Annotated in this window: 8 protein-coding genes; all 8 read left to right on the top strand. The window is 66.4% G+C overall.

Annotated elements, in window-relative coordinates:
• Positions 1-452: 452 nt before the first annotated feature.
• Positions 453-6,260, top strand: a complete 5,808-nt coding sequence (gene mnxG, locus SA496_RS22480; protein ID WP_330114496.1) for a manganese-oxidizing multicopper oxidase MnxG — start codon at positions 453-455, stop codon at positions 6,258-6,260.
• A 497-nt stretch (positions 6,261-6,757) separates the two neighbouring features.
• On the top strand, positions 6,758-8,668 hold the full coding sequence (locus SA496_RS22475; RefSeq protein ID WP_330114495.1) for a cytochrome D1 domain-containing protein: 1,911 nt from the start codon (positions 6,758-6,760) through the stop codon (positions 8,666-8,668).
• Positions 8,669-8,678: 10 nt separating this feature from the next.
• Positions 8,679-9,371 carry an SCO family protein gene (locus SA496_RS22470; protein WP_330114494.1) on the top strand — a complete coding sequence of 231 codons (693 nt, stop codon included), beginning with the start codon at positions 8,679-8,681 and terminating at the stop codon, positions 9,369-9,371.
• Positions 9,368-10,000 (top strand): SCO family protein, encoded by a 633-nt coding sequence (locus SA496_RS22465; protein ID WP_120654434.1) that lies wholly within the window; start codon positions 9,368-9,370, stop codon positions 9,998-10,000. The genes SA496_RS22470 and SA496_RS22465 overlap by 4 nt, the downstream gene beginning before the upstream one ends.
• 11 nt (positions 10,001-10,011) lie before the next feature.
• The gene (locus SA496_RS22460; RefSeq protein ID WP_330114493.1) at positions 10,012-11,571 is read left to right on the top strand and encodes a cytochrome c/ABC transporter substrate-binding protein; all 1,560 of its coding nucleotides are present in this window, start codon (positions 10,012-10,014) and stop codon (positions 11,569-11,571) included.
• A gap of 24 nt (positions 11,572-11,595) precedes the next feature.
• Positions 11,596-12,231, top strand: coding sequence for a SurA N-terminal domain-containing protein (locus tag SA496_RS22455; RefSeq protein ID WP_330114492.1), 636 nt, complete (start codon positions 11,596-11,598; stop codon positions 12,229-12,231).
• Between the two features lie 416 nt (positions 12,232-12,647).
• On the top strand, positions 12,648-14,336 hold the full coding sequence (locus SA496_RS22450; RefSeq protein ID WP_330114491.1) for a GspE/PulE family protein: 1,689 nt from the start codon (positions 12,648-12,650) through the stop codon (positions 14,334-14,336).
• Complete coding sequence (locus SA496_RS22445; RefSeq protein WP_330114490.1) at positions 14,317-15,108, top strand: hypothetical protein; 792 nt, start codon at positions 14,317-14,319, stop codon at positions 15,106-15,108. The genes SA496_RS22450 and SA496_RS22445 overlap by 20 nt, the downstream gene beginning before the upstream one ends.

Below are 15,108 nucleotides of genomic sequence, written 5' to 3'. Positions count from 1 at the left end.
GGAGCGAATTTATTCGCGAATGAGTTCGCTCCCACAGGAATTGCATTCGGGCCATGGATTCTTCTGTGGGGGCGACTTCAGTCGCTGAACAGGCCGGCGCTGAATCGAACTCCACCTGGTGGACGGAAAAGCGTCGTCCACCCTACGAGGTGCTGGCCGATTGCGAACGAGTTCGCCGCAGGGTGCGTAGGGGGGATAACGCTCTTTTTATCCTGCCCCCACGCACTCCATCACGATTGAAATCACCCTTCACGAATCACTCCACGCCCCATCGCCCCCACCCCGTAGAAACCGGGGAATTGGGTGGGAATCGGGTGGGGGAAATACTGGCAATTCCCCCATTGGCGATTACAACTATCTGATTTTAAAGGCCTTGCTCTGATGGCACAGGCATTGCTCGATCAGTCCTGCCCTCTCTTGGCATCCGTGCACCTGATACCGAGGTCAGCCAAATGAAACGGACTAACCCTTCGCGCAGTGCAAACCCCATTTCCGATGGTGCCCCGAGGGCATCTCTTTATCTGGGCGGCGTCTTCCTGTTGCTGGGCGCGCTCTTCTCCACCGAGGAGGCACGGGCGGCCGTGCAGTGCCAGCGAAACCTCGTGGCCAATGTCGTGGCGCTGGATCAGCCATTGATGTTCAACCGCCTCGGTGCCCAGAACATCAACGGCATGATGTTCGCCCTGCGTCGTGACGTGGTGGACCGGAACGAAGTGCCGCTCACCCAGGGCGGCGCGGCAGTGCCCGGCGAGGTGGCGCTGCGTCCGGACAAGCGTCCTCGCCCGCTGGTGCTACGGGTGGCCGCAGGCGACTGCCTGACCATCAACCTGCAGAACCTGCTGGCCTACCAGGCCAACCCCAACAATCCCGAAGACCCGCTGTTCAAGAAAGACGAGCAGGTCGCCGACCGTCATGTCGGTTTCCAGGTCAACGGCATGCAGGCGGTCAACGACATTGGCGACATCGCCACCAACGCTGGCCGCAACCAGAACAACCTGGCCCCGCCGGGTGGCAGCCGCACCTACACCCTGTATGCCGAGCGCGAGGGCGCTTTTGCCGCCACCAGCTACGGCGCCACCTTTGGTGGTGAAGGCACCGGCGGCAACACCGCCAACGGCCTGTTCGCCCAGGTGGTGGTGCTGCCCAAGGGCGCCCGCACCTACCGTAACGTGATCACCGAAGAAGAAATGCGCCTGGCCACCACCGGACGCACCCCGGCCGGCCAGCCGATCATCGACTACGAAAAACGCTATCCACAGGCTGCGCCCTGGAACGAGGAAGGCAAGGCCGGGCTGCCGGTGATCGCCATGATGGACAACGGCGAGATCATCTCCAGCGACACCGATGCCGTGGTCATGGGCCCCAACCCCGATGGCACCTTCCCGCAGAACACCTACCCGCTGGAAAGCTACGGCAAGCGCAACCCGGCGCTGCCCAATCGCCTGGAACCCTTCCGCGATTTCTCGTCCGTGTTCCATGACGAAAACGCCGTGGCCCAGGCCTTTCCCGGCTACTGGAATGACCCGGTGTTCGGCCATGTGCTGGAACCGACCCGCGACTCCTTCATGATCAACTACGGCGCTGGCGGTATCGGTGCCGAGGTGGTGGCCAACCGTCTCGGTGTCGGTCCGATGCATGACTGCCTGTCCTGCGCCTACGAAGAGTTCTTCCTCAGCGCTCACGCCGTCGGCGATATCGCCATGCAGGTGGACGTACCGGCCAACGTCGGCCTGGAAGCCATCCTGCCTGGCCAGGTACCGCCGGAGGGCACCACCGGGGTGAAGGCCACCATGGCACTGTTCCCGGCCGAGCCGTCCAACGTCGCCCACAGCTACATCGGCGATGCCGTGCGCTTCCGCAACACCCATAACGGCTACGAGCAGCATGTATTCCATCTGCACGGCCACCAGTGGCTGTTCAACCCCAATGACGACAACTCCGACTACATCGATGCCCAGGGCATCGGGCCGGGCTCGGGCTACACCTACGAAATCGCCAACGGTGGCTCCGGCAACCGCAACCGCACCTCGGGCGATGCCATCTACCACTGCCACTTCTACCCGCACTTCGCCCAGGGCATGTGGGCCATGTGGCGCATCCACGATGTATTCGAGGAAGGCACCCGCCTGGCGGTATCCGAGGAAGGCGACGACGGTTATCACAAGAAGGCCTTCGAACTGCGCAGCGGCCTGCCTGCACAGGGCGCCCGCGCCCTGCCGGATGGCGAAATCGTCGCCGGTACACCGATTCCCGCTATCGTCCCGCTGCCGGGCAAGGCCATGCCGCCCATGCCGGGCAAGGTCACGGTGGTCGCCAAGTACGGCGAAGAACTGGTGGCTGCGAACGACGATGACGACGAGCACGAAGAGGGCGATGACGATTCGAACCACGAACCTGAACGCAAGGCCGTGGGCTCGGTGGCCCTGGTGGACCGCAGCGAGGCCAACCGCAACGCCGACGGCACCCTGAAAAACCCGGGCTTCCCGTTCTGGATCGGTGGTATCGAAAGCACCGTTGGCCAACGCCCCAGCACTCCGCCACTGGACATGCTCGACACCGCCAGGGCCCAGAGCCTGCGTGATTCGGGCAATGCCCTGTGGGCAAACATCGACCCGGCCCAGGCCGGTGGCTGGGACGGCGGCCTGCCGCGCCACACCCTCGACGGTGTGTCCGCTGGCGGTGAGGCCGAAGTGGTCACCAGCGCCCTGGACTTCTCCAAGGTGGTCCACCGCGCCAAGGCCGTGTTCATCCCGGAAGAGGGGACCGACGTCGAACAGTCGGTCATGGCCTTCCACGCCAAGGCCAGCCACCCTAGCTTCGCCGTGTCGCCCAGCGGCGCCGTGCAGGCGAAGAACTTCCGCACCAACGGCAGCCTGCCGGTGGGCGGTGCGCCGTACTACGAGCCGTGCATGGACGACACCGGCAAGCGCCTGATCCAGGCCTCCGCAGTCGGTCGCTACAACAGCGGCGACACCATCAACGGCCAGTCCTTCACCGGCAGCTCGGCCTACACCGCCGACCGCCCGCGCGTCTACAAGGGCGCCAACATCCAGTTCGACGCCGTGTTCAACAAGGTTGGCTATCACTTCCCGCAGACGCGCATCCTCGCGCTCTGGGAAGACGCCTGGCCGGTGATCAACAAGCAGCAGCCGCCGGAACCGCTGGTGATGCGGATGAACACCTTCGACTGCACCATGTACCAGCACACCAACCTGATCCCGGCGGTGTACGAGCTGGACGACTACCAGGTGCGCACCCCCACCGACATCATCGGCCAACACATCCACCTGCCGAAGTGGGACCTGACCGCGGCCGACGGCTCGGCCAATGGCTGGAACTACGAGGACGGCACCCTCTCGCCGGCCAGCGTGGTGGAACGCATCCACGCCATCCGCGAGTACAACCACTGCGTCGACGCCGACCCGCGCGACGGTTCCCAGGAGTGCCCGGTGGCCAGGCAGCACCCGTATTTCGGCCAGTTCGGCCGCGCTGACTGGCTGGGTGCGCGCACCACCCTGCAGCGCTGGTTCGCCGACCCGCTGATCAATACCTACAACGTCGACCGCGGTCTGGGGAACATCTTCACCCACGACCACTTCGGCCCGTCCACCCACCAGCAGCTCGGCCTCTACGCCACCGTGCTCACCGAGCCGGCCGGCTCCAGCTGGTACCACGGCGAAACCGGGCAGCCGCTCTACAGTGGACGCCAGGACGGCGGCCCGACCTCCTGGCAGGCGGTGATCGCCACCGGCGACCTGGATGGCGACGGCAAGAACGACAGCTTCCGCGAGTTCTTCATGGAGTACAGCGACTTCCAGCATGCCTACGAGGCGGGCGTCTACGTCGGCGCCGGTCCTGACGGCATCCCGGATGCCGGCGCCTATCCGACCTCAATGGACAGCTTCCGCTACGCCATCAACCCTCCCGTGCGCCAGTCCGGTTCGAACCTCTTCGAGTCGGTGCGTGAGGCTGCTGGCGGCCAGGTCCTGGGCTGCCCGAGCCGTCCTTGCCCGCAGGCGATCTCGGTGGATGACCCCGGCATGTTCGTCGTGAACTACCGCAACGAGCCTGTGGGCCTGCGCATCTTCGACCCCAACAAGGTGGCCCCGGACGGCAAGCCCGGCATGCAGGCCGACGGCCTGGCGGGCGATCTCGCCTATGCCCTGCAGACCCGTACCGATCGCGCCATTCCCGCGCTGAACCTGGCGCCCAGCGCCATCAGCTCGGCCACCGGCCCCACCGGTGCCAGCACCGCGTTCCCGCCCCACATCAACTTCGGCGGCGATCTGCCGGGCGACCCGTTCACTCCGTTGCTGCGGGCATACTCCGGCGACAACGTGCGCCTGCGCATGCACGCCGGTGGCCATGAGGAGGAGCACAACGTCACCCTGCACGGCGTGAAGTGGCTGCACTCGGGCACCGGTTTCGGCAACAGCGGCAACTCGGGATGGAAGGCTTCGCAGATGGTTGGCATCTCCGAGCAGTTCGGCTTCGTCGCCCCGGTGACCATGATGTCCGGCAACACCACCTATGAGGCTGCCGACTACCTCTACAACATGGATGCCTCCATCGAGGGCTACTGGAACGGCATCTGGGGCGTGATGCGCAACTACACCCAGCCGCGCACCGACCTGTTCGCCCTGCCGAACAACCCGCGCCCGGTCTCGTCGCGCAACACCACCCAGTTCGATGGTGTGTGCCCACGTACCAGCCCCAACCCCAATGGCATTGGTACCCGCACCACGGTGCAGCGCAATTACGAGATCGTCGCGGCGCTCGCCAACGACATTCTCGGCAATCCGCTGGGCCTGACCATCGGCGATCCGGCCGGGGCGGGCATGCATGCCGGCGGGCCGCTCAACCCGCAGGGTGGCACCCTGGTGTTCAACGCGCGGCCGGTGACCATTGCGCAGGCAACGGTGATCGACGAGGAAGACGGCGAGGTGTTCACCATCGGCGGCCAGTCCGGCCCGCTGCATGACCCGACCGCCATCCTCTATGTGCGCAAGGCCGACCTGGACCCGCTCACCGGCAAGCTGAAGCCCGGCGTGCCCGTCGAGCCGCTGGTGCTGCGCGCTGCCGCTGGCGACTGCGTGAACATCACCCTGGAAAACCGCCTGCCGCAGACGATGCCTGACCTGCCGACCTACGCGGTGATGCAGGGCCTGGTCAAGCGCGACCGCAACAGCGCGCAGGGTCCAACCACCTTCAACAACAACATGATGCGGCCCTCCAGCCATGTCGGCCTGCACACCCAGTTGTTGGCGTACGACATCACCAAGTCGGACGGTTTCAACGTCGGCATCAACCCGGTGCAGACGGTCGAGCCGCGCGGCGCGGCGGGCGGCGCCTGGCCGTCGAAGAGCTACAAGTTCTACGTCGGCCACCTGGAACGCGAGGGCAAACCGGTGACCCAGCTCGGCCGCAGCGTCGACAACATCACCGCGACCCCGGTCGAGTTCGGTGGCTTCAACCTGCTGCCGGCCGACCCGGTCAAGCAGGGCCAGAAAGGCCTCGCCGGCGCCATGAGCATCGCCCCGCAAGGCGCCACCTGGGTCGAGGACGCCGGCATGCGTGCTGCCGCCACCGTGACCCCGCTGTCCGGCACGCCGTACCGCGACTTCTCGCTGGTGCTGCACAAGTCGCTGAACATGCGTTGGGCCAATGGCCGGCCGGTGGAAAACATGGCCTCCGAAGGCTTCGGCATCCCGGCCGATCCCAAGGACAACTCCGGCATGGCGGTGAACTACAAGAGCGAGCCGCTGTGGTACCGCTTCGGCAAGGCGCCGGACGCGCCCTTCGGCCATGCCCAGGGCCACGGCTGGGGCGACGTACCCAACGCGCACATGGCGTACAACAACGAGCTGGTGGGTGGCGACCCGTTGACCCCGATCATGAAGGTCAAGCCCGGCCAGCCGTTCCGTACCCACGTGACCATGCCCTCGGGCGGTAGCCGTGGCATGACCTTCCAGCTCGATGGCCATGTCTGGGCGTTCAACCCCTTCCTGTCCGAGAAGCTGGACGTCTGGGGGTACCCGCAGAAGAACGCTGGCATCGGCTCGCTGCGCTTCGGCATCAACCCGGCGGCGCTCTACATCGGTGCCCAGGAAAGCGTGCTGCCGGCGGCGCACTACAGCCTGTCGATCCCCAGTGCTGGTGGCGCCAACGCGGTGCCGGGGGATTACCTGTACCGGGACTACGCTGCCTTCGGCAACGTCGGCGGGGTCTGGGGTCTGTTGCGGGTGACCAATGAGCAGTAGGGCCTGATGAACGACTGTGGGAGCGAATTCATTCGCGAATGAATTCGCTCCCGAAGGTCCACTCTGCCGATGGGTTTCGTGCCTCTACCCACTCTGCGGTGGGCCCATCGAGCTCGGCCAGCCATGACACTGAAATCACAGGCCAGGCATGGCCTGCGATTGTCTTTTCCGGGCATCCGCGGATCGTTCACCAGAGAGAACTGCGTCCTGCTTGGCGAATGAATTCGCCCCCACAAGGTTGGCTTCCCGGGGCAGGGTGCTGCCGGCGCGAGTCACCCCTCTCCACTTCAGGGAGAGGGGACGGGGGAGAGGGTGGCTTCAGGCGGGCTCGAACCTGCCGGGCAGCGTTCCCCCAAAAGAGGGGATATGGGTGGGGAATAATCCGGGCTCTGCCCGTCCACGACTTCACAAGTCGTTGAATCTGTTGACCTTTAACGGCTGGCACAGGCATTGCTCCTGCATCAGCACGAGGTCCAGACCAAGGGGAAGGACGCCAGATGAAAGCCCTGCACAAAGCTTCCAGCCTGCTGCTGTTCACCGGCCTGCTGGCCGTCCAGGTCCCTGCGGCCGAAGCGCCGGCTGGCGTTTCCCAGCGTCTGGTGCGCGATGGCGTCGCCATCGAGTTCGAGGCCCGGCCGCTGGGCAGCGATGGCGTGCTCACCGAAGGGATGTTTGCCGATGTCCGCTTGCGCATCTCTGATGCCACCACTGGCCAGCCGCTGGCCGGGCAGGTACCGGGGGCCTGGCTCGACCAGGCGCTGCCGGAAGGCCAGGCCGACCAGTGCAAGGTACGCATCGGCACCTACCTCAAGGGCGTGCTCAGCGCACGCCCGCTGGTGGACCTGAACAGCTACTACCTGGTGGTGATGAACAAGGATTCCGCCCTTACCGTGATCGATCCGGTGACCTCGGTGGGCGGCATCACCAGCACCCTGACTCGCGTCGCTCTCAAGCGCCCACCGATGGACTGGGCTGCCAGCGCCGACGACCGCCTGCTCTACGTTTCCATGCCCAGTGCGGGGGAAGTGGCGGTGGTGGATACCACCGAATTCAAGGTGCTGGGCAACCTGCCGGCCGGGCCCGAGCCGGTGCGCGTGGCGCTGCAGCCGGATGGCCGCTACCTCTGGGTTGGCAACAATGCCCAGCGCGGGGAGGAGGGCGGCGTGACCGTGATCGACACCCAGGCACGCAAGACCGTGGCGACCCTGGCCACCGGTGGCGGCCATCACGAAATCGCCTTCAGCGCCGACTCGCGTTTTGCCTTCGTCAGCAGTCGCGATGCCGGCCGGGTGACGGTCGTGGATGTCGCCAGCCTGAAGAAGGTGCAGGACATCGAGACCGGGCCGAGCCCGCTGTCCCTGGCCCTGTCGAACCTTTCCGGTGCGCTCTACGTGAGCGACGGCAAGGCGGGCACCGTCACCGTCATCGACGCCCGCAGCCTCAAGGTGCGCAAGGTGATCGATGCCGGCCACGGCCTGGGGCCGCTGCGCTTCACGCCGGACGGTCGCTTCGGCCTGGCGCTGAACAGCCTGAACGACCAGGTGCTGGTGCTGGATGCCGGCAGTGACGAGATCGTCCAGCGCGCCGAGATCACCGCCGAGCCCTATCAGCTGGTGTTCACCCGCAACTACGCCTATGTGCGCGGCCTGGCGTCGCCGAAGGTGAGCATGATCAACCTGGAGTCACTGGGCAAAGACAAGCAGATCATCGTCCAGGCCTTCGAGGCAGGTCCCGCTGCCCCCAAGCTGGCCGGCGAGCTGCCACTGGCCGATGGCCTCAGCCAGGCTCGCGATGAAGGCGCCGTGTTCGTGGTCAACCCGGTGGACAACACCACCTACTTCTACATGGAAGGCATGAACGCCCCCATGACCGGCTACCTCAATCGGGGCCACACCTCCCGCGCCGCGCGGGTCATTGACCGCAGCATGCGCGAAGTCGAGCCGGGCCTGTTCAGCAGCCGGATCAAGTTGCCGGCACCGGGCAAGTTCGACCTGGCGGTGATGCTCAACCAGCCGAAGATCGCCCACTGCTTCAGCGCCGATGTGCAGCCCAACAAGGCCATGGCCGCCCAGCGCAACAAGCCGCGTGTGGAGTTCCTCATCGACCAGCCGCTGGTGACTGCGGGCGCCACCACCAAGGCGCGCTTCCGCATTCTCCAGGGCGGCGCCGACCAGCCGAAGACCGGCATTGCCGACCTGCGCGTGCGCTACTTCCAGGCGCCGGCCTCACGCCCCTACGAGGTGGCTGCAGTGGAAGTGGGCGAGGGTGTCTATGAGGCGCCGATCGAGCTGAAACAGGTCGGTGCGTATTACCTGCACGTGGGCTCGTCCTCCCTGGGCATGCCCTTCGGCTCGCAACCCTATGCCAGCCTGCGTGCCGTCCAGGGCCAGGCACGGACCAACCCGTAAGGAGCACACCATGGAACCGTTGAAAACTGGCATCGCTGCCGCGCTGGTCACCCTGGGTCTCGTTGCCGGCCCTGTTCTGGCGGACCACCGTCAGGAAGAACATGCCGCTCATATGGCCCAGATGGTCGCCGACCCGCATGCGCAGCACCAGGGGCACGCCAGTTCGCAGGCGGGCGCCCAGGTGGTCTTCGCCGATGTGCCGCTGCTGGACCAGGATGGCCGCGAGTTGCGCCTGAAGGACGACCTGGTCGGCGACCGCATCGTCGTCATGGGCTTCGTGTACACCAGCTGTACCACGGTCTGCCCGGTGATCTCGGCGATCATGCAGAAGCTGCAGAAACAACTGGGCGAGCGCGCCGGTCGCGACGTTCAGCTGATTTCCCTCAGCATCGACCCGCTGCGCGACACCCCTGAACGTCTCTACGAATATGCCGGCCGCTTCGACGCGGGTGGGGGCTGGCGCTGGGTCACCGGCACCAGCGAGGCCGTGACCGACACCCTCAAGGGCCTCGGCACCTGGACCGCGAACTACCAGGACCACCCGCCGCTGATCATGGTGGGCGATGGCCGCACCCAGCAGTGGACCCGCTTCTACGGCTTCACCGATCCCGCCGTGCTGATGGCGCGGGTCGACGAGCTCAGCGCCGCCCGCGAACACGGCGGCCGCAGCCATGACGCCCTTGCCCAGGAGACCCACCCATGAAGCGCCTGCTCCCGCTCGTCCTGGCCATGGCCCTGGCCAACGTCGCCAACGCCCACGAAGGCCACGAGAACCATGAAGCCGCCCCGGCCTCCAATGCCCCCGCTGCCCAGCCCCTGAAGGCCGGTGGCACGACGGACGCCCAGACCTATTTCACCGATACGCTCTTGCGCGACCAGAACGGCCAGGAAGTGCGCTTCTACAGCGACGTACTGAAGGGCAGGCTGGTGATGCTCAACGTGATCTTCACCCACTGCAATGACGCCTGCCCGTTGATCACCCGCAAGCTCAAGGAAGTGCGCGAAGCCATGGGCGAAGACCTGTCGAAGCAGGTGTATTTCATCTCCCTTTCCAGCGATGCCGAGAACGACACCCCGGAAGTGCTCAAGGCCTTCGCCGCCAAGCACGGCGTGGATTCGCCCAACTGGATCTTCCTGACCGGCGACAAGGCCAACATGGACCTGGTGCTGGCACGCCTGGGGCAACTGGGTGAAAGCCCGGAGGCCCATTCGACCCTGCTGATCGCCGGCGATGTGCCGAACAAGCGCTGGAGCAAGATCCGCCCCGACGCGCCGGTGAATGCCATCGCCCAGCGCCTGCAACTGATGACCATGCCCGTGGCCGGGCGTTGAGGGCCGCAGCCATGTGGCGCGCCCTGCTGCTGGTCATGCTGATCGCCCAGGCGGGCCTGGCCGTTGCGCTGGAACTCAGCCCTGAGGAAGCGGCGGGTCGGCGCATCTACCTGGAGGGCATGGGCTCGGCCAATGGCGAGATCAGCGCGCGGGTCGGTGCCGGCGATACCCTGGTGCCGGCGGCGGTGATGCGCTGTGCCAACTGTCACGGCGCCGATGGCCGCGGGCGCCCGGAAGGCGGTGTGCGCCCACCGGATATCACCTGGCGGCGCCTTTCCCTGCCTTATGGCCAGCGGCAATCCAACGGCCGCAACCATGGGGCCTACGACGAGGGCGCATTGGCCCGCGCGGTGGGCGAGGGCCGCGACCCCGCCGGCAACCGCCTCGACCCGGCCATGCCGCGCTTCGTCATGTCCCTGCGTGACATGGCCAATCTCACCGCCTATCTCAAGCGGTTGGAAGATGACCACGATCCCGGTGTGCAGGAGGCCGAGCTGCGCCTGGGGACACTGCTGCCAACGCAGGGGCCCCTGGCCGAGCTGGGGCGCACGGTGGAGGCGGTGTTGCGCGGTGCCCTGGCGCAGGTCAACGAGGCGGGCGGCATCCATGGCCGGCGGTTGTCGCTGGTGGTGCGTGACCCCGGCATGGACCGGCAAAGCACACAAAGGGCGCTGGAGAAGTTGCTCGCCGAGGATCAGGTCTTCGCTTTGCTGGCACCCCTGGTGCCGGCGCTGGATGGCGACCTTTCCGAGTCGATCGGTAAGGCTGGCGTACCGCTGGTGGGGCCACTGGCCCTGTTCGATGAAGCTGGAAGCAATCCGCTGGTTTTCAATGCCCTGCCGGGCCTGCGCGAGCAGCTTTTCGCCCTGGCGGGTTACGCCAGCAGCGACCTCGGCCTGGAGCAGTCGGAAGCCCTGGTGGTCTACCCCGGGGAGGCCCGGCAGCAGGGCTTGGCAGAATCCCTGGCCCTGCGCCTGATGGACCAGGGGTGGTCGCGGGTACGCCTGCTGGGCTACGACGCCGAAAACGGCAGTAGTGCCCTCAGCTCCGCAGCCAGGGGGGCGCAGGGTGTGTTCTTCCTCGGCCAGTCGGAGGACTTCGCCCGGCTCGCCGACCGGCTCCAGGCAGACGACCTTTCGCCCTACCTGTTCGCCGCCTCGGCGCAGGTTGCCAGCAGCGCCCTGCGCATTCCGCCGCGTTTCTCCGAACGGGTGTTCCTCGCCTATCCATTCATGCCCGCCGACTGGACCCCGGAAGGCGAGGCAGCGCTGCTGGCGATTCGTCGCAGCCAGGGATTGGGCGGTCAGCACGCGGCATTGCAGGTGGGCGCCTACTGCGCCGCCATGCTGGTCAGCGAGGGGTTGAAGCGCGCGGGTCGGGACGCCAGCCGGAAGAAGCTGGTCAGCGCCCTGGAAGGCCTGCGTGGTTTCCGCACCGGCCTGACCCCGGCGCTGGATTTCGGGCCAGGGCAGCGGGTGGGCCTGGCCGGCGCGCATATCGTCACCGTCGATCTGCACGGCCAGAGCTTCCGGCCACTGGGCAAGTTCATCAAGGTGGACACGCGACTCTAAGCGTCACGAAGGGGAGGACAGGACATGCAAGGCAATCCATGGTTCGGGCTGGTCATAGGCCTGCTCACGCCCCTGGTACTGGCCGGGGAAACCGGCATTGCCGCGCGGGTCAACGGCACCGACATCAGCAACTTCCGGCTGGAGCGGCATTTTGCCGACTACCTGAAGATCCAGGGCCGCCAGGTTGGCGCCATCCGCAGCCCGGTGGCCTACAAGCGCCTGAAGCGTGAGGCGCTGCAGCAACTGATCGACAAGGAACTGCTCTGGCAGGAGGCGAGCCGACTGGGCATCAGCGTGTCGGATGAGGAAATCAGCGGCAGCCTGGCCGAAATGAAGGCCGCCTTCCCTGACACCCAGGGTTTTGCCCGCGCGTTGGACGAGGCCGGTTTCGACGAGGCCTCGTATCGCGATTACCTGCGCCACGAGCTGGTCGCCAGCCGCGTCCTCGACGAAATCGCCCATGTGGACCCGCCCAGTGACGCCGATGTGCGCGTCGCCTTCGAGAGCCTGAAACCGCAGATCGACCCGGGCATGGAAGAAGCGCGCGCCCTGGCTTTGGTGCGCCAATACATCATTGGCCAACGCGTAGCCCAGGGCCGCGAGCTGGCGCTGGAGAAATTGCGCGAGAAGGGCAGGGTGGAAGTGCTGGTGGTGTTGTAGGTCGGCGATCCGCAGGGCCTGCTTTTCTGTGGGGGCGAATTCATTCGCGGCGGAAGCCGCAGGGCTCCTCAATGATGTGCCGCACGGAGGAGCCACTCTCACCCTCTCCCGGAGGGAGAGGGGGCTATCCGTGCAGCTCGCAGTCCCGCTTTTCTGTGGGAGCGAATTCATTCGCGAAGGAGCCGGCAGGGATCCCGCGAAAGGCCATCCCCCACTTCTGGGGATAGCCACTGGCCAACATCGGCCATTCCCCCGGTTTTGGGGGAACCCCCGATGGCGGGTAAACCACCCCCATTGCAAATCAGCGACTTAGAAGCCTCTCCAGCGAGCAAATCGGCTGGCACGATGCGTGCGTATGTCCAGGCAAAGGCGGATTCCGGCAAGACCGGACCGCCATGGCCCCTGGAGGTACAACCATGGACAGCCAGCTCCTGACGCAGCCTGTACCGGAGCGTTTCGATACCGAACTGATGCGCGCCGCGCGCAAACGTTCGGACGAGCTGGGGCATCGTCTGGTGGATGCCCTGGACGAGCTGGCCAACCTGGCGCCGGATGCCTTCGCCCGGCACCTGGGCAGCACCCTGCATTACCCGGTGCTGGCCTTCGAGGCCCTCAGCCGCGGCATACCTTGTTTCGAACGGATTCCCCTGGCACTGGCCCTGAAGCGCGAGTTCGTGCTGCTGGAGCTGGACGGCGAAACCCTTGGCGTGTTCGCCGACCCCTTCGACGAGTCGCGGCTGGCCTGGATCGAGGAGCAACGCCAGGACGCGCAGCTGCACCTGGTGCATCCCCGCGAGCTGGCCGCCTTCCTCGAACGCCACGAGGAAAGCTTCCACGCCGTCGACTCCCTGCAGGCCGGTGCCGGCACCGTGCAGGAAAGCGAGTCTTTTGAAACCCTCTCCCTGGCCCGCATCAGCGAAGACGCCAGCGTGGTGGTGAAGCTGGTCAACTCCACTCTCTATGACGCGCTCAAGCTGCACGCCAGCGATATCCACCTGGGCATGACCGGCAACGGCCTGTCCATCAAGTACCGCATCGACGGCGTGCTGGGTGGCGGCAGCCGCGTGCCCGGCATGGAGCTGGCAGAGCAGGTCATCTCGCGGGTGAAGGTGATGGCCGAGCTGGACATCGGCGAGAAGCGCGTGCCCCAGGACGGGCGCTTCAAGATCGGCATCAATGGCCGGCAGATCGACTTCCGCGTCTCCATCATGCCGAGCATCTTCGGCGAGGATGCGGTGTTGCGGGTACTCGACAAGCAGGACCTGGCCGACCAGGTCAACGGCGTGCGCCTGGAGGCCCTGGGCTTCGAGGACGGCACCCTGCGCAGTCTGCGCCGGCTGGCCTCCGAGCCCTACGGCATGGTGCTGGTCACCGGCCCCACCGGCAGCGGCAAGACCACCACGCTGTACGCGATGATCACCGAGATCAACCACGGCGTGGACAAGATCATCACCATCGAAGACCCGGTGGAGTACCAGCTTCCCGGCGTGCTGCAGATCCCGGTGAACGAGAAGAAGGGCCTCACCTTCGCCCGTGGCCTGCGCTCCATCCTGCGCCACGACCCGGACAAGATCATGGTCGGCGAGATCCGCGACCCCGACACCGCACAGATCGCCGTGCAGTCGGCGCTGACCGGTCACCTGGTGTTCACCACCATCCACGCCAATAACGTGTTCGACGTGATCGGCCGCTTCAGTCAGATGGAAGTGGACCCCTACAGCTTCGTCTCCGCCCTTAACGCGGTGCTGGCCCAGCGCCTGATCCGCCTGGCCTGCCCGAGCTGCGCCGAGGTCGTGCAGCCGGGCGAGGAAGAGCTGCTGGCCTCGGGCATCGACCCCGCCAGTGCGCACCAGTACCGCTTCATCACCTGCCCGGGCTGCGGGCGATGCCGGGGCACCGGTTATCGCGGACGGACCGCCATCGCCGAACTGCTGCGCCTGGACGATGACCTGCGCCAGCTGATCATCGAGCGCCAGCCCATCAGCCGCATCAAGGAACTGGCCGTCAAACGCGGCCTGCGCCTGCTGCGTACCTCGGCCCTGGACCTGGTCCGTGAAGGCCGCACCACGCTGGAGGAGATCAACCGTGTCACCTTTGTGGCCTGAGACCTACATCGCCGTGCTCGGGCCCCGCAGCGTGGGCCTGTTCCGGTGCCGTGACCGCCAGTGGCTCGGCAGCACCGCCTTCGACACCGTCGGCGGCCTGTCCTGGCCCTCCGCCGTGGCGGCACTGGAAACCCTGCTGGCCGGGCGCAAGCCGGAGCGGGCAATGCTCAAGGTGCTGCTGGCCAGCCACTACACGCGCTTCTGCCTGGTGCCCTGGAGCGAAGCCATCAACACCCCCGAGGAGCTGGCCGGTTACGCGCGCCTCTGCTTCGAAGACATCTACGGCACCCTGGGCGAAGGCTGGAACCTGAGTCTGGCGCCAGAAGCCGCCGGCCAGCCGCGCCTGGCCGCCGCCATGCCGGAGGAGCTGCTGACCCAGCTGCGCAGCCTGGCCAAGGCCAGTGGCCTGCGACTCGCGTCGGTGCAGCCCTATCTGGTCGCCGCCTTCAACCGCTACCGCGCCGCGCTGTCGATGGACGACTTTCTCTTCCTGGTGGCCGAACCCGGTCGCGGCAGCCTGCTGCTGGCGCGCGACGGTCGCTGGGCCACCGTGCGTTCGGTGACGCTGGACGAAAGCGACGTGGCGCTGAATGACCTGATCGCCCGCGAAGGCGAACTCCGTGGCCTGGAGCAGGGCGCTCCGGCTGCCTTCTTCCTGCATGCACCAGGACGCACCGGCCAGTTCGCCACTGACGTCGCCCGTCTGGATGCCGTGCTGCCAGACGGGCAGTACCAGGACCCCTTGCACGCCATGGCGATGACGGTGAGCTGA

The organism is Pseudomonas sp. JS3066, from assembly GCF_036328175.1.
Classification (GTDB): Bacteria; Pseudomonadota; Gammaproteobacteria; order Pseudomonadales; family Pseudomonadaceae; genus Metapseudomonas.
The sequence above is the reverse complement of the archived record's forward strand: the minus strand, read 5'-3'. Positions and strand labels throughout refer to the sequence as shown.